At 67.2% G+C, this 19,623-nt stretch carries 19 protein-coding genes and 1 pseudogene; 9 read left to right on the top strand and 11 right to left on the bottom strand.

What is annotated here, in order from left to right; all coding sequences use genetic code 11:
- Positions 1-335: 335 nt before the first annotated feature.
- Both CCS01_RS22305 and CCS01_RS22300 read left to right on the top strand, forming a co-directional pair.
- The gene (locus tag CCS01_RS22305) at positions 336-584 is read left to right on the top strand and encodes a type II toxin-antitoxin system Phd/YefM family antitoxin (RefSeq protein WP_104520968.1); all 249 of its coding nucleotides are present in this window, start codon (positions 336-338) and stop codon (positions 582-584) included.
- Entirely contained in the window at positions 581-1,003 is a 423-nt protein-coding gene (locus CCS01_RS22300) for a type II toxin-antitoxin system VapC family toxin (protein WP_204848392.1), read from the top strand. The genes CCS01_RS22305 and CCS01_RS22300 overlap by 4 nt, the downstream gene beginning before the upstream one ends.
- On the opposite strand, the gene CCS01_RS22295 is transcribed toward CCS01_RS22300, so the two are convergent.
- The 5 genes and pseudogenes from CCS01_RS22295 to rplU form a co-directional block, all read right to left on the bottom strand.
- Positions 1,000-1,356 (bottom strand): VOC family protein, encoded by a 357-nt coding sequence (locus CCS01_RS22295; protein ID WP_158258544.1) that lies wholly within the window; start codon positions 1,354-1,356, stop codon positions 1,000-1,002. The two genes, CCS01_RS22300 and CCS01_RS22295, sit on opposite strands and share 4 nt — an antisense overlap.
- A gap of 203 nt (positions 1,357-1,559) precedes the next feature.
- The gene (gene proB, locus CCS01_RS22290; RefSeq protein ID WP_104520965.1) at positions 1,560-2,675 is read right to left on the bottom strand and encodes a glutamate 5-kinase; all 1,116 of its coding nucleotides are present in this window, start codon (positions 2,673-2,675) and stop codon (positions 1,560-1,562) included.
- Positions 2,672-3,697 carry a GTPase ObgE gene (gene obgE / locus CCS01_RS22285; protein ID WP_104520964.1) on the bottom strand — a complete coding sequence of 342 codons (1,026 nt, stop codon included), beginning with the start codon at positions 3,695-3,697 and terminating at the stop codon, positions 2,672-2,674. Before obgE ends, proB begins: the two co-directional genes overlap by 4 nt.
- 69 nt (positions 3,698-3,766) lie before the next feature.
- Positions 3,767-4,036, bottom strand: coding sequence for a 50S ribosomal protein L27 (gene rpmA, locus CCS01_RS22280; RefSeq protein WP_104520963.1), 270 nt, complete (start codon positions 4,034-4,036; stop codon positions 3,767-3,769).
- Between the two features lie 126 nt (positions 4,037-4,162).
- Positions 4,163-4,471 (bottom strand): annotated as a pseudogene (gene rplU / locus CCS01_RS22275) (50S ribosomal protein L21); the annotation flags it as partial.
- Between the two features lie 302 nt (positions 4,472-4,773).
- Between rplU and CCS01_RS22270 the strand changes: the two are divergent.
- The 4 genes from CCS01_RS22270 (at position 4,774) to CCS01_RS22255 (ending at position 9,589) form a co-directional block, all read left to right on the top strand.
- Positions 4,774-6,006: an MFS transporter gene (locus CCS01_RS22270; protein ID WP_158258543.1), complete on the top strand. Its 1,233-nt coding sequence runs from the start codon at positions 4,774-4,776 to the stop codon at positions 6,004-6,006.
- 919 nt (positions 6,007-6,925) lie between these two features.
- Positions 6,926-7,684 (top strand): hypothetical protein, encoded by a 759-nt coding sequence (locus CCS01_RS22265; RefSeq protein ID WP_104520960.1) that lies wholly within the window; start codon positions 6,926-6,928, stop codon positions 7,682-7,684.
- 122 nt (positions 7,685-7,806) lie between these two features.
- Positions 7,807-8,778, top strand: coding sequence for an FkbM family methyltransferase (locus tag CCS01_RS22260; RefSeq protein WP_158258542.1), 972 nt, complete (start codon positions 7,807-7,809; stop codon positions 8,776-8,778).
- A complete protein-coding gene (locus tag CCS01_RS22255; RefSeq protein ID WP_104520958.1) occupies positions 8,771-9,589 on the top strand; it encodes a glycosyltransferase family 9 protein in 819 nt (272 codons plus the stop codon). The genes CCS01_RS22260 and CCS01_RS22255 overlap by 8 nt, the downstream gene beginning before the upstream one ends.
- A 99-nt stretch (positions 9,590-9,688) precedes the next feature.
- Here CCS01_RS22255 and serA read toward each other — a convergent pair whose 3' ends face one another.
- The gene (serA, locus tag CCS01_RS22250; RefSeq protein ID WP_104520957.1) at positions 9,689-11,275 is read right to left on the bottom strand and encodes a phosphoglycerate dehydrogenase; all 1,587 of its coding nucleotides are present in this window, start codon (positions 11,273-11,275) and stop codon (positions 9,689-9,691) included.
- A gap of 36 nt (positions 11,276-11,311) precedes the next feature.
- Positions 11,312-12,487, bottom strand: a complete 1,176-nt coding sequence (locus CCS01_RS22245) for a phosphoserine transaminase (protein WP_104520956.1) — start codon at positions 12,485-12,487, stop codon at positions 11,312-11,314.
- A gap of 267 nt (positions 12,488-12,754) precedes the next feature.
- On the opposite strand from CCS01_RS22245, the gene CCS01_RS22240 reads away from it, so the two are divergent.
- Together CCS01_RS22240 and CCS01_RS22235 are read left to right on the top strand one after the other, a co-directional pair.
- Entirely contained in the window at positions 12,755-13,027 is a 273-nt protein-coding gene (locus tag CCS01_RS22240) for a hypothetical protein (protein ID WP_146101900.1), read from the top strand.
- 47 nt (positions 13,028-13,074) lie between these two features.
- Positions 13,075-13,392 (top strand): hypothetical protein, encoded by a 318-nt coding sequence (locus tag CCS01_RS22235; protein WP_104520954.1) that lies wholly within the window; start codon positions 13,075-13,077, stop codon positions 13,390-13,392.
- 1,131 nt (positions 13,393-14,523) lie between these two features.
- Here the strand turns inward: CCS01_RS22235 and CCS01_RS22230 are convergent.
- Genes CCS01_RS22230 through CCS01_RS22215 form a run of 4 tightly spaced genes read right to left on the bottom strand, consistent with a single transcriptional unit; the run spans position 14,524 to position 18,126 of the window.
- Entirely contained in the window at positions 14,524-15,636 is a 1,113-nt protein-coding gene (locus tag CCS01_RS22230) for a DegT/DnrJ/EryC1/StrS family aminotransferase (RefSeq protein ID WP_104520953.1), read from the bottom strand.
- Complete coding sequence (locus CCS01_RS22225; protein WP_104520952.1) at positions 15,633-16,604, bottom strand: NAD-dependent epimerase/dehydratase family protein; 972 nt, start codon at positions 16,602-16,604, stop codon at positions 15,633-15,635. The genes CCS01_RS22230 and CCS01_RS22225 overlap by 4 nt, the downstream gene beginning before the upstream one ends.
- Before the next feature lie 53 nt (positions 16,605-16,657).
- Complete coding sequence (locus tag CCS01_RS22220; protein WP_104520951.1) at positions 16,658-17,506, bottom strand: metal ABC transporter permease; 849 nt, start codon at positions 17,504-17,506, stop codon at positions 16,658-16,660.
- Complete coding sequence (locus CCS01_RS22215; protein ID WP_239992351.1) at positions 17,506-18,126, bottom strand: metal ABC transporter ATP-binding protein; 621 nt, start codon at positions 18,124-18,126, stop codon at positions 17,506-17,508. The genes CCS01_RS22220 and CCS01_RS22215 overlap by 1 nt, the downstream gene beginning before the upstream one ends.
- 218 nt (positions 18,127-18,344) lie before the next feature.
- Between CCS01_RS22215 and CCS01_RS22210 the strand changes: the two genes are divergently transcribed.
- Positions 18,345-19,616, top strand: a complete 1,272-nt coding sequence (locus tag CCS01_RS22210; protein ID WP_104520949.1) for a DUF445 domain-containing protein — start codon at positions 18,345-18,347, stop codon at positions 19,614-19,616.
- Positions 19,617-19,623: the final 7 nt, after the last annotated feature.

The following is a 19,623-nucleotide window of genomic DNA, read 5'->3' as shown; positions in this document are numbered from 1 at the left end:
CCCGCTTTGCGAACTCTGCGTTGAAGCGCGGTGGTCGGGGCGCCACCGGCGCTTCGGGTTGGGCGGCTCACCGGCAACGCGGCTCTTTGTTGCGGCGCCGCATTTTTGCAACGCAGAGCGCGCAGAGCGGCGCGCAGAGCACGCAGAGAAGAAATTGGGGCGGCCTGCGGCCGCGACGGCTGTGCGTTGATCACCGCGCCTTCATGGCCAGGATAGTGAGGGCCGGACCTGTCAGCAGCAGCCAGGGCCGAACCGTGGATCACATCGACCGACCGGGCCGCAACGCCTCGGAGAGCGCTTGAAAATAGCCATCGGATGGTTATAATTCACCCGCCATGACCCAGCACAGCGTCGCCGAAGCCAAGAATCAGCTTTCCGATCTGATCGACCGGACCCTGGCCGGAGAGGATATCGTCATCACCCGGCATGGTCATCCGGTCGTGGCACTCAAGGCCATCCGGCCGCCTGTCAGGCCACTGACCCGGGACGATCTGGCATGGCTGGCCGCGAATCGGGTCCGCTCATCAGCCACTACCGATGCCGGGACGCTTCTGAGCCAAATGCGCGACGAAGACGAGCGGTGAGACTGTATCTCGACGCAAGCGTTCTCGTTGCGCTTGTTTCAGCCGATCCTTTCACGGCACGCGCCGAGGCACGCCTGGGCGCCGGTACGCATGTGCTGGTGGTCAGTGACTTCGCGGCCGCGGAGGTGGCATCTGCGATCGCCCGCCGTGTGCGCATGCGCGAAATGATTGAGACGGAGGCGCGCAATGCCTTTGCGCTTTTCGATGCCCTGGTGCTACGGGTTGCCGAACGGGTCGTGACAGATCCCAGTGATGTGAGAGCCGCAGAGGCGGCACTGCGCCGGCTTGACTTGCCGTTGCGTACCCCGGATGCACTGAACATCGCCATTGCGCAGCGGGTTGATGCGACTCTGTTAACCTTCGACATGAAAATGGCCGAGGCAGCCCAGGCGCTCGGCCTGGAAGTCGTGGCGGGCTAGATCTTTTCGATCACCTCCATCTGCGCGCCGTCGGTGGCGGCGACGAAGGCGACGCGGTTACCTTTCTCGCCTTTCAGTTCCTCCAGCACCGCTACGCCGTTCTCCCGCAGCTTCGCCAGGGTGCCGGGATAGTCGTCGGTGACCACCGCCATGTGCTCGATGCCGTATTGCTGCTCGTGCTTCTGCTCGGCGATGATGCCGGTGATGTTGAGCTGGGTGCCGTGCAGGTCGAGCTGCCAGCCGCGGCCGGGGATTTCTGCTTTCCGCGTGGCGCCGAAATTGTCGATGTAATACTGCACGGTCGCCTGCACGTCGCGGGTCTTCAGGTGCACGTGCTGGAAGGTGAGGGCCATCGGCGTCTTTCCTGTCGGTAGGAGCGAAGCGCGGATGGTCGCCGGTTTCGGCACAGGCTGCAAGCACCGGCACCGCCGGGACGCTGGTGGGCAAAGCAGGTTCGTCTGTTCATCGGCATCGCCGGGCGTCCCGGCCATCCACCCCCGACCGTCGAAGCGCGGATGGTCGGGACAAACCCAACCATGACGGAAAAGAAACGGCCCTAACCCAGCACCAGGTCGTCGCGATGCACCATCTCGTCGCGGCCGCGCCAGCCCAGGATCCTCTCGATCTGGTCCGACCGGTGCCCGGCAATGCGGTCCGCGTCGACGCTGGCATAGGCCGACAGCCCGCGCCCCAGTACCGCCCCGTCCGGCCCGGCGATCGTCACCGGGTCGCCGCGCTCGAAGGTGCCCTCCACGCCGCGCACGCCGGCCGGCAGCAGCGAGCGGCCGCAGCGCAGGGCCTTGACCGCGCCGGCGTCCACCGTCAGCACGCCCTGCGGCGACAGGCTGCCGGCGATCCAGCGTTTCCGGGAGGTCCGTCCCTCCGGCGCCGGCAGGAACCAGGTGCAGCGGGCGCCGTCCAGCAGCGCGCGCAGGGGGCGCTCGACGTTGCCGATGGCGATCGCCATGGCGCAGCCGGCCTGGGTGGCGATCCGCGCCGCGACCAGCTTGGTGCGCATGCCGCCGGAGGAATATCCCGGCGGCGGTTCGCCACCCATCGCCTCGATTTCGGGAGTCAGCGCCTCCACCACCGGGATGTGCTGCGCGCCCGGATCGCGCCTGGGATCGGCCGTGTACAACCCGTCGATGTCGGACAGCAAAATCAGCTGATCGGCTTTCACCATCTCCGCCACCCGGGCGGCGAGGCGGTCGTTGTCGCCGAAGCGGATTTCCGCGGTGGCGACGGTGTCGTTCTCGTTGATCACCGGCACGCAGCCCAGGTTCAGCAGCGTGTCCAGCGTCTCGCGCGCGTTCAGGTAGCGCCGGCGGTCTTCCGTATCGTCCAGCGTCAGCAGCAACTGCGCCGCGGTCAGGCCGAGCGCCGACAACGCCTGGCTCCAGGCCTGGGCCAGCCGAATCTGCCCGACGGCGGCGGCGGCCTGCTTCTCCTCCAGCCGCAGCCGCTTCTGCGTCAGGTTCAGCGTCCGCCGCGCCAGGGCGATGGCGCCGGAGGACACCACGATCACATCGGTCCCCCGCGCCCGCAGCGCGTCGATATCGGCGGCGACGCTGTCCAGCCAGACGGCGCGCGGCGCGCCCTGCGCCTGGTCCACCACCAGGGCGCTGCCGATCTTGACGACGATGCGGTGGGCGGTGGTGAGGGAGGGAGTCACGCGGCGTGCTCCCGCTCCGCCCGGTCGCGGCGGGCCTCGTGGACCGTGTCCTGCAGGACCCGCAGCACCTCCGGCACGCCCTGGCCGGTGGCGCCCGACAGCAGGTACACTGGCCGGCCGGAGACCTTGCGCAGCGCCGACAGGCGGGCCGACGCCTCGCGCGGGGTCATCGCGTCGGCCTTGTTCAGGCCGATGATTTCCGGCTTGTCGGCCAGGCCGCCGCCATATGCCTCCATCTCGCCGCGCACGGTGCGCCAGGCCCGGACCACGTCGCCGGCGGCGCCATCCACCAGGTGCAGCAGCACGGCGCAGCGCTCGACATGGCCCAGGAAGCGGTCGCCCAGCCCCGCGCCTTCGTGGGCGCCCTCGATCAGGCCGGGGATGTCGGCCAGTACGAATTCCTCGGAAGCCGACAGGCGGATGACGCCAAGTTGCGGGTGCAGCGTGGTGAACGGGTAATCGGCGATCTTCGGCCGCGCCGCCGAGACCACCGACAGGAAGGTGGACTTGCCGGCATTCGGCAGCCCCACCAGGCCGGCATCGGCGATCAGCTTCAGCCGCAGCCAGACCCACATCTCCTGCCCCGGGAAACCCTTGATGGCATGGCGCGGCGCGCGATTGGTGGAACTCTTGAAATGCGCGTTGCCGAACCCGCCGTCGCCGCCGCGCAGCAGCGTCACCCGCTTGCCGGCCGTGGCCAAGTCCGCCAGCAGCGTCTCCTGGTCGTCCGCGAGGATCTGCGTGCCGACCGGGACCTTGATCACCACGTCGGACGCCCCTGCCCCGGTGCGGTCGGAGCCCGAGCCGTTGCCGCCCTTGGCGGCGCGGAAATGCTGGGTGTAGCGGAAATCAATCAGCGTATTGAGATTGTGCTCAGCCACGAACACGATGTCGCCGCCCTTGCCGCCGTTGCCGCCATCGGGGCCGCCGAACTCGATGTATTTCTCTCGCCGGAAGGCGACCACCCCGTCGCCGCCGTCGCCGGAGCGCAGGTAGATCTTGGCCTGGTCGAGGAATTTCATAACAAATCACCAAACAGAACGGGGGCCGGCACGCACCGACCCCCGTCCGGAAAACTGAGGCAGGCGCGGTTACTCGGCGGCGGCCGGGAACGGCTCGACCGAAATATGCACCTTGCCCTCAGCCTTGCGGGCGAACTTCACCCGGCCGTCGATCAGGGCGAAGATGGTGTGGTCGCGGCCGAGGCCGACATTGGTACCAGGATACCACTTGGTGCCGCGCTGGCGCACCAGGATGTTGCCGGCGAGGACCTTCTCGCCGCCGAACTTCTTGATGCCGAGGCGCCGGCCTTCGGTATCGCGCCCGTTGCGGGATGAACCGCCTGCCTTTTTATGTGCCATGGCTGATTACTCCTGCGTTTCGACGGCTTCCGGGTTCTCGCCGGAGACGACGGCGGCCGACTCGGCGGCATCCAGCGCGGCGGGCGGCACGGTCTCGGCCTGCGGGGCGGTGTAGGTCTGGCCGTTGGCGTTGATGCCGGCGACCCGCAGCACGGTGACATGCTGGCGGTGGCCGTTGCGGCGGCGGCTGTTCTGCCGGCGGCGCTTCTTGAAGATGATCACCTTGTCCAGGCGGTCCTGGGCGATCACGGTGGCGGTCACCGACGCATCGGCGACAGTCGGGGCGCCGACGGTCAGGTTGCCGTCCACGCCGACGGCGAGGACGTCGGTGAACGTGACGGTGCCGCCGGCCTCGGCATCCAGCTTCTCTACCTTCAGGACCGCGTTGGGTGACACGCGGTACTGTTTTCCGCCGGTGCGGATGACAGCAAACATGGGGTCAAACTTTCAACACACTACAAATGGGCCGCGCGGGACGCGATTGCACCCCGGCGGCCGGAAGCGCGCGTTATAGCGACGCGGACGCGCGTGTCAACCACAATGGGCGCGAAAATCGTTGGTGCGTCAGCAACTTGCCGATGTCACCCGGATGTGCGCCGGTTCGTTGCGAAGGCTGGGCGAAGCCCGGGCCATCCCCGCGGCCGCGGGGTGGTGGCCATCGGAAACCGTATCGGCGAAAGCGCCTGCTCGCCGAATGGCGACTTGCCGTGACCTGGCGGAACGGGATTATCCGCCGGATGACAGCATCGCCCCCGATCCGCCGTCTCATGTGGTTCTTCGCCATCGTCTATGCGGTGGAGGGCATCGGACAGGCCAAGGCCGGCATCCTGGGACAGCCGGTGACGTACTTCCTGAAGCAGGTCTGCCACTGGGACCCGGTGCGGATCAGCGTCTCGCTGGCAGCGCTGGATATCCCGTGGGTCATCAAGCCGCTCTGGGGGGCGATCTCGGATTTCGTGCCGCTGTTCGGCTATCGCCGCCGGCCCTACCTGGTCATCGCCAATGCCGGCGCGGTGGCGGCGTTCGTCACCCTGGCGCTGATCGATGACCCTGCGACGCTGATCCCGGTCCTGGTGATGACGGCGGTCGCCATGGCGGTGTCGTCCACGCTGTGCGGCGCGCTCCTGGTCGAGACCGGGCAGCGGCACAACAGCAACGCGCAGTTCGTCAACCAGCAATGGCTGTGGTTCAACATCGCGCAGATGCTGTCGGTGCTGGCCGCCGGATTCCTGATCGAGATCTTCTCCCCCACCGGCGCGCTGCATGTGGCTGCCTGGATCGCCGCGGTGGCGCCGCTGACCGTGTTGGGCAGCCTGCGGCTGATCCAGGAACAGCACGCCGGGATCGACCTGGCGGCGTTCCGCAGCCGGCTGGGCGCGCTGCTGCTGGCGTTCCGGACGCGGAACCTGTGGCTGGTCGCGGCGTTCCTGTTCCTCTACTACTTCAGCCCGGGGCTGGGCACGCCGCTGTATTTCGAGATGACCGATCGGCTGGGATTCTCGCAGGGCTTCATCGGCCTGCTGGCCTCGATCAGCGCCGGCGGATGGATTCTGGGCGGCGTGCTCTACAGGGCGTGGCTGCATAACCTGTCCCACGTGGACCTGCTGCGCTTCAGCATCATCGGCGGCATGCTGGCCACGCTGGGCTATCTGCTGCTGGCGAGCCCGGGCAGCGCCGTGGCGATCTGGGTCTTCAACGGCATGGCGGCAATGATCACGATGATCGCGACCATGACGCTGGCGGCGGATGCCTGTCCGCGGGGTGTCGAGGGCTTCGCGTTCGCCGGCCTGATGTCGGTGTTGAACCTGACCTACCCGCTGCACGATGCGCTGGGATCATTGCTTTACGAGCATGTGTTCAATCGCCAACTGACGCCGCTGATCCTGGTGTCGGCCACGGCAACCGGGGCAGTCCTGTTTCTGATCCCCCTGGTCACGGCCCGATCCAGCTCGGGTACCGAGGTGACGTAGGGAAACGGTCAGCAGGTCCAGCGGCTGGGCATCCCGCCCTCAGCGACGGTTGGACGATGGGCCTGTCGCCTGCGCTCCGGCAGGGACGCGGTTGGGTCATACCCCAAGCGCGCCACAGCAAACCGCAAATGGGTTGGGATGAGCCGATGGCGTGCCTTCATCGCCATGGCCGGTACCCGGGACAAGCCCGCACGGGGGTTATTGCGTTGGCCTGCATTGTCCTGAACGCCGGGCTCCGGGACTGCCACAGGCGCATGCCGATCGGCATCGATTCACCGGGGGCGCAGGCCGCAACACGATCGACTCTGCGCGCTCTGCGCTCCGCTCAGCTATCTCTGTGTTTCAAAGGCGGTGGCCGAGGCGCCACCGGCGTTTGCGGCCGGACGACTCATTGGCAACGCCGTTCTTGGTTGCGGCACCGCTTTTAAAGCACAGAGATCGCTGAGCGGAGCGCAGAGTCCGCAGAGAAAGGATTCGGGCGGCCTGCGGTCGCGTTGGCGGCGCCGCGACAGCCGTGCCTTGTGCATCAAGGCCGGAGCAGCCGAGCGGCCGCGGCAACAAGCGCAACCAAAGGCATCGCCGTTCCGGCCACATGAAAGCCCAGACCCAGACACCGCCTGGCTGATGCCGGCGCGGCATGGGATCACGACACGGTCCATGCGACTCTCCATCCGGGCGACTCTCCATCCGGCAGGTGCGGTCTTCCCGCCGGTTCCGGGCGATGTCGAACGGTGCGGAAGGAATGGCGATGTGATCACCATTACGGACCCGTTCTGCGCCGATAACATCAAATGGTTAATAACTCGCTAACATCTCTTTGCTGTTTTTTTGCCCGGGCACAGGCTGGTCTCCAGAATCTACTTGCATTGTGTATGCTTCATCCTTCATTTTGCCGGTCGTTACATGCAGGAGGGTTCGCTTGCGCTGTTTCATCGGTTTCTTCGGCCTGACACGATCGCTGAAGCAGACCGTGGACTCGATCCGCAGCGGATTCTATGCGCCGCTCTTCGCCGCCGGCATCCCGATGCTGCGCGCGGGCCATTTCAATCTGCCCGATTGCATCGACAATCCCCGTTCCGGCGAGGCCGCGCTTGTCCCTGACCGCCGCGAGACCGCGCTTCTCGACCTCGATCTCTGCTGGGTCGAGCCGCAATCCGACGCCATGATCGCCGAGGCCTGGCAATTCGCCCGCGCCTATCCCGATGCGTTCGGCGACGGGTACCGCAGCCTCGCCAACCTGTGCCACCAGTTGCACAGCCTGCGACGGCTGTGGTCGCTGCTGCGCATGCTGGGCGCCGAACGGCGTGACATCGTGCTGCTGCTGCGCCCCGATCTGCTTTACCTGGATGTCCTCGATATCGAGGCGCACGTGCAGCCGCTGCTGTCGGGCCAGGCCGACATCATCGTGCCAGGCTGGCAAGGCTGGGGCGGCCTGAACGACCGGTTCGCTTTCTGCACCGGCCATGCCGCCAGCCTCTACGCAACCCGTTTGCGGCGCTTCCGGGACGGATGCAGGGCGATTGGGACCATGCACGCCGAAACCTTCCTCAAATGGCTGCTGCAGGAACAGGAGCTTCGTGTCATGACCACCGGCTTACGGGCCGTGCGGCTGCGCGCCAATGGCGCGATCGCCGCCAACGATAGGCCGATGGCGCAGGGCTTCGTGGCGGCCGGTTGACCATGCCTGGCACAGCTCGCCACCTGGCCGGGACAGATGCCGCGCTGCCTGGAAGCGCGGCTGGGTAAATCCACCGTGGCGATCGAATGACGTCGATGGAACGCAGATCGGAGAGGTCGCAAATGGGCGAAACGATTAATCCGGCGCCGACCGATGCAGCCAGCCGGGATGTCGAGCTTTGGCGAATGAATGGTCTGGTCGGCACAGCGCTGACCCGGCACGGGCCTATGCTGTTCTTCAAGAATGACTGCGGCGCGCTGACCAGTTCACTGCAAGCTTACGGCGAATGGGCGGAGCATGAAATCATGTTCTGCAAACGCTTTCTCAGCCAGGGAGATATCGTCCTGGACGTTGGCGCGTATATCGGAAGTCACTCGCTGGCATTCGCGCAGTTTGTCGGGCCGACGGGTCACGTGTATGGCTTCGAAGCCCAGCCGGCATCGTTCGCACTGCTGGTGCAGAATCTGCTTGCGGCGCGAATTACTAATGTGACGGCAAGAAACGCGGCGGTAGGCGCCGTCGATGCCGAGACACTGATCGCTCTCGACGAGATCGACATAGCCCGGCAATGCAGCTTCGGCAGCACAGCCGTCTCAGCGACGGGTGATGCAGGTCTTCGAACGCAGGTTCCAGCGACATCGCTCGACCAGCTGGATCTCGGACGTTGTTCATTCATGAAAATCGACGTTGAGGGCATGGAGGACCGAGTCCTGGCCGGCGCGCAGCGATTGCTGCGCTCATGTGCGCCGGTGGTCTATGCCGAATGCAACACCGTTGATGCTGGAAGCCGGACCATCGCGCAGTTGCGGGCCGCCGGATATGATGTCTGGCTGCATGCGGCTGCAGCATTCAACCCGGAAAACTGGCGAACAAATCCGGTGAACATATTTGGCGACGCCAAAGAGATGGCGCTGGTCGGCGTGCCACCCCACCTGGGTGCAGCGTGCGGATCATTACGGGTCGGTGTGCATGAACGGTTCTTTGCCATAAATACAATCGACGATCTTGTCGCCGGCATGTTGCTTAAGCCGCAGTATCCGCGGGAAGTCCTTTTGCGCACGACAGCATGTCAGGCAGACGGGCGCCATGTCTGAATTCAGCGTGCGTGTCGATATCGTTCATACCGAAACCAAACTGGGCGACACGCTCTGCGTATTGCCGCTGATCATGCAAATGGCTGATGAATATGCGATGGCGATACACGTGGCGGGCGCATTTGCAGAGCCGGCCAAAGCGCTGCTGTCCCGCCTTCCGATCCGGTTCGCCGCATGCAACCACAGCAGCGCCGTGAACGTGCGGGTGGATATTCAAGCAGCCTATAATCAAGGCCGAGGGTTGAACCAGCACATGGCCGCCTCGATCTGCCGGCTGGCCGGCTGGCCGCTACCGATGCTGCCGATCACGATCGACCTGTCTTCGGCGCCGGCCAGGCTGCCTTCGGGCATTGTAATCAGCCCGTTCAGCGGCTCAAGGAACCCGTGGTACAAAGCCTGGCCGCTCGACCGTTGGCTGATGGTCGTGCGTCACTTTGCGGCAAGCCAAGGCGAACCGATCTATGTCGTTGCTGCCTCTGGCGAAAATGCCGTGCCATTCATCCATGCCGGCGCCATCCCACTGGTCGGGCTCGGGTTGCCTGAGGTGCTTGACGTCATGCGGCAGGCCACGTTGTTCGCTTCGATCGACAACGGCCTCTCACATCTCGCCCATTTTGGGAATGTCAAACGACACCTGCTGCTCTACCCCGAACTCTTGCCGCCGAATCTGGTCATGAATCCGCGTGCGCACGTGCTGCGAGGACGCCCCGAACACATCCAGGCCGAGACCGTGATCGCTCATATCGACACACTGCTGCGGACCGAGACAGGACTGATGGACCGCAACATGCAGCCGGCCTGCAGCCCGTAGTACTGCAGCCGGCCTGCAGCCCGTAGTACTGCAGCCGGCTACAGCTTGAGGGGGCGGGTCCAGCAGGACACCGCCCTCGCAGCAGCCGCTACGCCCGTCTCAGAACGCCAGACCGGTCGCCTGCACGACCAGCGGCAGGCCGCGGACCGTGGCCAGCACCGCTTCCGGCACCGGCTCGTCGACCGAAACCAGGCAGATCGCATCCCCGCCCTGGGCGGCGCGGCCCAGGTGGAAGGTCGCGATGTTGATGCCGTGCTCGGCCAGCGTCACGCCGAACCGGCCGATGAAGCCCGGCTTGTCCTGGTTGGTGACATATAGCATGTACCGCGCGAAGTCGGCCTCGACCTTGATGCCCTTGATCTCGACGATGCGCGGCCGCTGCCCGGCGAACAGCGTGCCGGCCACCGAGCGGGTCATCTTGTCGGTCTCCACCGTCACCCGCACCAGCGTCAGGTACTCGGTCGGACGGTCATGCACGGTCTCCGCCACCTCGATGCCGTGCTCGCGCGCCATGACGCCGGCGTTGACCATGTTGACGCCTTCCATCATCGGCGACACCAGGCCGGCAAGCATCGCCGCGGTCAGCGGCTTGGTGTTCAGATGGGCGGCCTGGCCCTCGTACTCGATGGTCACCTTGCGCAGCATGCCCTCGCGCGCCTGGGTCAGCTGGCCGGCGAAGGCGCCCAGCGACTTGCACAGATCGAGGTACGGCTTCAGCCGCGGCGCGTCCTCGGCCGAGACCGAGGCCATGTTAATGGCATTCGTCACCGCGCCGGTCAGCAGGAAGTCGCTCATCTGCTCGGCCACCTGCAGCGCCACGTTCTCCTGCGCTTCGGCGGTGGAGGCGCCCAGATGCGGGGTGCAGACGACGTTCTCCAGCGCGAACAGCGGCGACTCCTTGGCCGGCTCGACCTCGAACACGTCCAGCGCCGCGCCGGCAATGTGCCCCGACTTGATCAGGTCCGCCAGCGCTTCCTCGTCCACCAGGCCACCACGGGCACAGTTGATGATCCGCACGCCCTTCTTGGTGCGCGACAGCGTCTCCCGCGACAGGATGTTGCGGGTCGATTCGGTCAGCGGCGTGTGCAGCGTGATGAAGTCCGCCCGCGCCAGGATGGCGTCGAGATCCGCCTTCTCCACGCCCAGCTCCAGCGCCCGCTTCTCCGACAGGTACGGGTCATAGGCCAGCACGCGCATCTTCAGGCCGACGGCGCGGTCTGCGACGATCGAGCCGATGTTGCCGCAGCCAATCAGGCCGAGCACCTTGGCGGTCAGCTCCACGCCCATGAAGCGGTTCTTCTCCCACTTCCCGGCCTTGGTGGAGGCGGACGCCTCCGGCAGCTGCCGCGCCAGGGCGAACATCATGGCGATGGCGTGTTCCGCCGTCGTGATGGTGTTGCCGAGCGGCGTGTTCATCACCACCACGCCGCGGGCGGTGGCCGAGCGGACATCGACGTTGTCCACGCCGATGCCGGCGCGGCCGACGACCTTCAGGTTGGCGGCGACGTCGAGCAGTTCCTTCGTCACCTTGGTGGCCGAGCGGATCGCCAGCCCGTCATACTCGCCGATGATAGCGCGCAAATCGGCCGGGGACAGCCCGGTCTTGATGTCCACTTCGATGCCGCGGCTGCGGAAAATCTCGACAGCAGCGGGCGACAGCTTATCGCTGATCAGAACTTTCGGCATGATACTTGTCCGGAAAGGATCGTTACTGGCCAGGCCCTATTGGGCAGGCGCGAGGGAAGCGGCGACGGTGGCGGCCGCCCAGTCGAGCCACGGCAGCAGCGCGACGACGTCCGACGTCTCGACCGTGGCGCCGGCCCAGATGCGCAGGCCGGGCGGGGCATCGCGATAGGCGCCGATGTCGAAGGCCACGCCCTGCTTCTCCAGCAGCGAGGCCAGCTGCTTCGCCGCCTTCGCCTGGCCTTCGGCCGGCAGCGCGGTGAACCAGGGGGCAACGATCTTCAGGCAGATCGAGGTGCAGGAGCGCGTCGCCGGCTCCTCGGCCAGGAAGTCGGCCCAGTCGGACTGCGCCACCCAGTCGGCCACCGCCTTCAGGCTGGCTTCCGAACGGCCCATCAGCGCCTTCAGGCCGCCGATGTTCTGCGCCCAGCGCAGGCCATCCAGCGCGTCTTCCGCGCACAACATGGACGGGGTGTTGATGGTCTCGCCCTTGAACACGCCCTCGGCGATCTTGCCCTTGGAGGTCAGGCGGAAGATCTTCGGCAGCGGCCAGGCCGGGGTGTAGGTCTCCAGCCGCTCCACCGCGCGCGGCGACAGCGCCAGCATGCCGTGGGCCGCCTCGCCGCCCAGCACCTTCTGCCAGGACCAGGTGACCACATCCAGCTTGTCCCACGCCAGGTCCATGGCGAACGCCGCTGAGGTCGCGTCGCAGATCGCCAGGCCTTCGCGGTTGGCCGGGATCCAGTCGGCGTTGGGGACGCGCACACCGGAGGTGGTGCCGTTCCAGGTGAAGACGATGTCGTTCGCCGGGTTGACCGCGCTCAGGTCCGGCAGCTTGCCATAAGGCGCGGACAGGACGCGGGCGTCCTTCAGCTTCAGGTGCTTGACGATGTCGGTCGCCCAGCCCTCGCCGAAGCTCTCGAACGTCAGGATGTCAACGCCGCGGGCGCCGAGCAGCGACCACAGCGCCATCTCGACCGCGCCGGTGTCAGAAGCCGGAACGATGCCCAGCCGCCAGTCGGCCGGCATGCCCAGGATGCTGCGCGAGAGGGTGATGATTTCGGCCAGGCGGGCCTTCGGTTCGGCGGCGCGATGGCTGCGGCCGAGGAACGCTCCGGCGAGCGCGTCGAGCGTGAAGCCGGGACGCTTGGCGCAGGGGCCGGATGAGAAATTGGGATTGTTCGGACGAAGGTCCGGTTTCGCGATGTCTGCCATATGCAGCTCCCCCTTTCAGAAGAGAAGCGTCCCGGTGGGGGGACGTGACCCGGCGCGGCATGTAGCGGCCGCTCGCGAACACGTCAATCGGATATTGTTGCATGACGATAAAATAACTGACGGGTAGCGATTTCATCCCCCCGAGAGCGATTTCGCCCGGGCGGGCGGTAAAGCTCACGATTCCGTTAGAATGCGCGTTTGGCAGTCGGGTTTGGCATACGATAGTGCTATGCAGCGCGCCATCAGCCACTCATGCAGGAGATTGCGATGTCGGAGAGTGATGACATCTCCGCACGCCTGACCGCGCTTGAAACCGTGGTGAGCCAGTTGATCACCCACCTTGCCGTTCGCTCGGACGATCCGGCGGGCTGGGTGGAGACGCGCAAGGTGCTGGCCCTGACTGCGGTCAACGCGCGGGAAGTCGCGGGCGTGGCGCGGCTGCGCGACGCGGTGTCCGGATTCTTCCACCAGGCCGAGTCGGTGGCGGAGGACTACAGCTATCCGTCCGGACGGGGAACGCCGCGTCCGTTCGCGCGTTAGCCCGGCAACGGCGCATCCGGCGCCGGAAACCGGATGGAACTTGTGCCATGATGCGCACTGCTTGGCTGATCGCATTGACCATCGCCGCCGCCCCGGCGCTGGCGCAGAATCCGCAGCCGGCGCCGCCGGCCAGCCCGCGGGCGCCGCTTGCCCCGCCGAACGCGCCGTCGCCGCCGCCGGAGAAGATCGCGCCGCCGGCGGACGGCACCCTGAGCCATCAACTGTCGCGGCAGAAAGGCGCGATCAAGCCGCCGAATGTCGATCCCGGGATGACGGTGCGGCCGCCGGCCAGGGGGACCGCCACCACGCCGGTCATCCCGCCGCCGGGCTCGCCGGGTGGGAATCCATCGGTGGTCCCGAAGTAGGAGTTGGGGAGGTTCTGGGCGTGGGGTGACGGTTGGGCTGGGCCACATGGAGGCCCGTGCATCAAAGGAATGGCCTGCGGTGGCGGCTCTACCGATTGTTTTAATACAGAGATAAAATGAGAGGCCCCCCTGAGGACCACAGAGGTGGCTGATCCGGAGCCGGTGTACTTGACGCTTTGGCGCCGCTGTTGATGGACCGCGGGCGGCTGGATGACATGCAGTTCGTGCAACTTGGCAAGTTGCAAGCATGCGCAGGCAAATGTTGAACATACAGGAGCCTGATATTTCATCTGTTCCGGAAGCAAGGTGCGCCGCCGCTGCCTCCTCGAATAAAAGAACAAGAAATTTCCACAGCAACAGCAATCTTAATGCCGTAGGTCTGTAACGTTATCGAGCCGGCCCGCTTCGCCTTGAAAGCCGGAGTCATGGACGACGTCATGCTGTGATGGCTCTGACTGAGGGGAAGGTTCCCATGGCGGCTGGAACAGGCAACGTTTTTCGTTGCGTGCATGATGATCATTCGGCCGTCCTGGCTTTGATGACCAAGGCACGTCGACCGAGGCGAAGTCAACGCGGCCATGGGCCGTCCGAATCCCTTCTCTGCGTGCTCTGCGCTCCGCTCTGCGAACTCTGCGTTTTAAAAAGCGGTGGTCGGGGCGCCACGGGCGTTCGGCGTTGGGCGGCTCACCGGAAATGCCGGTCTTTGCGGCAGCACCGCATTTTTAAAACGCAGAGCGCGCAGAGCGGAGCGCAGAGCACGCGGAGAAGATTTTGTTACGATCCGCGGTCGCGGTGGCTCAATGGCGATTGATATGTGCCTGTGGCAACCCTGGGCCTGGCGTTCAAGACCATGCAAGCCAACCCAATAACGCCCACGGTGCCGCGGCACGGGCCTGTCCCAGGGGCACCGTGCAACCAAGGCAAGGCCCGTACGATACAATATGGTCTGTTGTTTCAACGCAAAGATACCAAGCCACTGAGATCTGTTGCGCCCGTCGCATCATCGGCGCAGGGGCGACCGGCTGATCTGTCATAAGGCCTCCGGCGGCTCCGTGGGATGGCTGCGAGACGGCGGCCCGCAGGACAGGCAAGCCATCATGATCCAGAAACTTCCGTGCCGCCCAGCGGACCTCACAATCCACGCAGCGCTTCGCAGACTGTCGCCACCTCATCGTCCGTCAACTCCGGATACAGCGGCAGGCTGAGGATTTCCCGCGCGGCCGCCTCGGTTTCGGGACAGCCGCCCGGGCCCGGGGCGACCCGGCCCTGGTAGGCGGGCTGACGATGCACCGGCACCGGGTAGTGGATGCCGGTGCCGATCGCCTTTTCCCGCAGCAGCGCCTGGATGGCGTCACGCTGCGGCGTCCGGGTGACGTAGAGGTGAAACACCGGCTCCGCGCCGGCGCGGATTTGCGGCGCAGCAAGCGGACCATCAGCCAGCGCGGCGCCATAAGCAGAAGCAATCGCGCGGCGCCTCGCGTTCTGGCTGTCCAGATGCGCCAGCTTGACGCGCAGGATCGCCGCCTGGACCTCGTCCAATCGGCTGTTCACGCCGGCTTCGTCGCTGATGTAGTGCCGGTGCCAGCCGTACTGCCGCAGCGCCGCGATCCGTGCCGCCAGCCCGGCATCGGCGACCGCCACCGCGCCGCCGTCGCCCAGGGCACCCAGGTTCTTCGTCGGATAGAAGCTGAACGTCGCCGCATCACCGAACGTGCCGACACGTTGCCCGTGCAGGCGGGCGCCATGCGCCTGCGCGCAATCCTCGATCAGCGCCACCCCATGCGCCCGGCACAGCGGGACGATGCAATCCAGGTCCACCGGCTGTCCATACAAATGCACAGCCACCACCGCGGCAACCGGCGGCAGGCCGGGCGGCGGCTGCTCCAGCGCGCGGCGTAGCGCGTCGGGGTCTATGGTGTAGTGCACCGGGTCGATATCGACCAGCAACGGCGTCGCCCCGGCCATCTCGATCGCCGCCACCGTCGCGACAGCGGTGTGCGAGACCGTCACCACCGTGTGGCCCGCCCCGATGCCCAGCCCACGCAGCGCCAGCGCGATCGCGTCGGTGCCGTTGCCGCAGCCGACGACGGCAGCCGCGCCGAGCCAGGCGGCGAACTCGGCCTCGAACGCCTGCCCCTCGTTGCCGAGGATGTACCAGCCCGAGGCCAGCGCCCGCGCCACGGCCGCGTCGATCGCCGGCTTCAGCGCCTGGTAGCCGGCGCCGGGATTGGCCTGCGGGATCACAGGTAATCCTCCAGCCGGGTGCGATACCAATCCAGGGTGCGGCCGATGCCCTCCTCCAGATCGACCAGCGGCCGCCAGCCGGAGGCGGCGCGGAACGCGCTGTCGTCGGCGTGGTAGCTGCCGATGTCGATCCGCGCCCTGTCGGCAGGGAACGTCCGCGTCGTGTAGCTGGCCGCACCGCCGGAGAGCCGGACAACCAGCTCCGCCAGCGCATGCAGCGAGGCCGGCGGCGAGCCGCCGATGTTGAAGATCTGGCCATGACAGGCCGGGTTCTCCGCCGCCGCCAGGAAGGCGCCGGTCACGTCGTCCACATAGGTCAGGTCGCGCAGCTGCTCGCCGCCCCAGACCTCGAACGGCTGGCCCTGCAGCACGCAGCGGATCCAGATGCCCAGGAAGGTCTGCCGGGCGTCGCGGATGCGCAGGCGCGGGCCGTAGCAGTTGGTCAGGCGCAGCGACACCACGGGGCGGTTGCGCACGCGGTGCTCCAGCATCCAGTACTGCTCGCCGGCGAATTTCGACACGCCGTTGGCGTCGGGCGGCGCCACCGGCTGGGTCTCGGCGACCGGCAGCGTCTCGACCCGGCCGTAGAACTGCCGGGTGGAGGCATGCACCACGACGGCATCCGGCGCCGCCTCCCGCGCCGCCTGGATCAGCCGCACCTGCGCCACGGCGTTCACCGCGATGTCGGCCAGCGGGTCCGCCTGCCCGCCCATGTGGCTGGTCTGCGCCGCCATGTTGAAGATGACCGACGCCCCCTCGCACAGCGGCCGCAGGTCGATGTCGCGTATGTCGCCGCGCACGAACTCCACGTCCGCGCCATCGAGGTTGCGCGGGTTGGCGCCGCCGCCGAACAGGAACCCATCCAGCGCGACCACCCGTGCGCCGCGCTGCGCCAGCGCATGGCAGAGGTTGGAGCCGAGGAACCCGGCGCCACCCGTGACGAAGACCCGTCGGCCCGTCCAGTCCATCACTCGTTATCCTTCAAGATCAGCCCGGCTCTTGCCGTACTATCCTGGCAACATTAGGCATCCGTCATGGCCCGTTGCCACAAACGCGCCCGCCGCCCGGCGAGCAGGCTGATGATCCACAGGCCGCCGGCGGTCAAGACGATCGCCGGCCCGGCCGGAATATCGCGGTAGAATGACAGTTCCAGTCCGCCAACGGAGGCCAGGCAGGCCAGCGCCACGGCCGCGCGGACCTGGCCGGCCAGCGAATCGGACCAGTGCCGCGCGGCGATCGCCGGCAGCATCATCAGTCCAACCGCCATCAAGGTGCCCAGCGCGACGAATCCGGACACCACGCACAGCACCACCAGCACCAGGAACACCAGGTGCGCCAGCCCGCCGCGCCCGGCGGTCGCCGCCATGAAGCCGGGATCGAGGCTTTCCAGCACCAGCGGCCGCCAGATCAGCGCCAGCACCGGCAGCGTCACCGTCGCCACGCCCGCCATGCCCAGCAGCGCCGCCCGGTCCACCGCCAGCACGTTGCCGAACAGCAGGTGCGTCAGGTCGATGCTGTGCTGTGTCGAGATCAGCGCCACGCCGGCGGCCAGCGCCACCAGGTACATGCCGGCCAACTGGCTGTCCTCGCGCCCGCCGGTGCGCCGCGCCAGCCAGCCGGCCAGCAGCGCCACCAGCAGCCCGGCCGCCACGCCGCCCAGGCCCATCGCCCAGACCGACAGGCCGGAGAAAATCGCACCGATGGCGATGCCGGGCAGCACGCCGTGCTGAAGGACGTCGCTCATCAGGCTCATGCGGCGCAGCACCAGGAACACGCCCAGTGGCGGCGCGGCGACCGACAGGGCGAGGCATCCGGCCAGCGCGCGGCGCATGAAGCCGAGCGTGAACGGCTCCAGCAGGAGTTGCAGCATCAGGCAGCCTGCAGGGCGCGGTCCGGCAGGACGTCCCACGTACCGGTGGCGTCGGTCAGGCTCAGGGTACGCGGGAAGTGGCGGCGCACCAGCTCCAGGTCGTGCAGCACGGCGATGACGGTCCGGCCCTGGGCATGCCAGTCCCTGATCACCGACAGCAGCAGGCAGGTGGTCGCGGCGTCGACGGCGGTGAACGGCTCGTCCAGCAGGATCAGCGACGCCTCCTGCACGATGGTCCGGGCGAACAGCACGCGCTGGAACTGGCCGGCGGACAGCGCCTGGATCTGCCGATGCTCCATCCCCGCCAGGCCGACGCGGTCGAGCGCGGCGCGGGCTGCGGCCCATCGCTTGGCGTCGACGGCGCGGAACGGGCCCAGGCGGGAGCCGCCCAGCGCCACGACCTCCTCGCAGGTGATCGGGAAGGCGCGGTCGAGATGGCTGCCCTGCGCCAGCAGCGCGATGTCCCGCGGCCGCAGCCCGCCGCGGTCGATCCGCCCGGCGGCCAGCGGATGCAAACCGGCCAGCGCCCGCAGCAGCGTGGTCTTGCCGGAGCCGTTGGCGCCCACCAGCGCCGTCAGGCTGCCCGGGGCGAACGTTCCCGACAGGCCGGACACGATCACGCGCGCGCCATGCCGCAGCTCTACGTTATGGAGCGTTACAGCCGGGACCGCGGTCATAGCGCCCACAGCACCGCCAGCCACAACGCGGCCAGCACCATCGCGGCCAGGAGCAGACGCGCACCGGCGCCGGCGGTCGGGGACAACGGATCGGTCATGGTTACAGTATAACGTTGCATGCCGTTGGACGGAAGGCCCGGCGCCGCCTAAACAGGAGGCCGATGACTGAACTGAACCCCGATACCCTCGCCCGGGAGTCGCTCCAGCGCCATCGCCTGGTCGCGACCGGCCTGCTGGTGCTGATGGCCGTGCTGACCCTGTTCAGCTACCGGATGCCGCACACCTGGACGACGGAGCTGCTGCAATCGGCCGCCAAGGCCGGGTTTGTCGGCGGCATTGCCGATTGGTTCGCGATCACCGCGCTGTTCCGCCATCCGCTCGGCATACCAATTCCGCACACCGCCATCATCCCCAACCAGCGCGAGCGGCTGGGCCGGGCGCTGGGCCGATTCGTCGCCAATCACGTTTTCACCAGCCAGGAAGTGGCCAACGTGCTGGGGCGGCTCGACCTGCCCGGCATCGTCCACCGCTTCCTGGCGGACCCGGAGGCGGCGCGGCCGGCGGCGATTGGCCTCGCCGGGATGCTGCCGAAGCTGCTGTCCAGCGTCGAGGACGGGCGGGCGCGGCGGATCGTCCGGCGGATGGTGCCGCATGTGCTGGGCGGTCCCGCCGCCGGGCACGTGATCGCCCGGGCGCTGCACAACCTGGTGGACAGCGGCCGCCACCAGGAGGTGTTCGGCTTCATCCTGGCGCAGATGAAGGCGACGCTGGCCGGCCGGGAGAGCGCGCTGCGCTACGCCATCGAGGAACGGGTGCGCGAACAGGGCGGGCGGCTCGTCGGCTGGGCGCTCGGCGCCTCGATCGCACGGCGGGTGCTGTCGCTGGTCAACGCCGAGCTGGACAAGATGAGCCCCGACGGGTCGGAGCTGCGGGAAGCGTTCGACGAGTGGATCCGGCGGGAGATCCAGCGCATGGAAACCGATCCCGCCCGCGCCGCGGAAATCGGGTCCGCCATCCGCCGGGTGGTGGCGCACGAGACGATCCAGGTCTGGCTGTGGGACCTGTGGGGGCGGCTGCGGCTGGCGCTGGAAGAGGACCTGGGGCGGCCGAGCAGCCGCACCGTGGCCTATATTGAGGCGGCTCTGGCCAATTTGGGCACCATCCTGGAAAACGACCCCGTTGCCCGGGCGCGGCTGCAGACGGCGGTGGAGAAAGTCGTCGCGACGGTGCTGCCCGACGCCCAGGCGCGGTTGGCCGAGTTCATCGCCCAGGTGGTCGCCAACTGGGATACCGAGACGATCGTCGATCGCCTGGAACTGCGCATCGGCCGGGACTTGCAATATATCCGGATGAACGGGACCATCGTCGGGTTCCTGATTGGCGGCCTGCTGTTCGCGCTGCTGGACTCGCTGTTCGGTTATACCAGCTTCTGATCTGAGG

Source organism: Rhodopila globiformis, from assembly GCF_002937115.1.
Classification (GTDB): Bacteria; Pseudomonadota; Alphaproteobacteria; order Acetobacterales; family Acetobacteraceae; genus Rhodopila; species Rhodopila globiformis.
The sequence above is the reverse complement of the archived record's forward strand: the minus strand, read 5'-3'. Positions and strand labels throughout refer to the sequence as shown.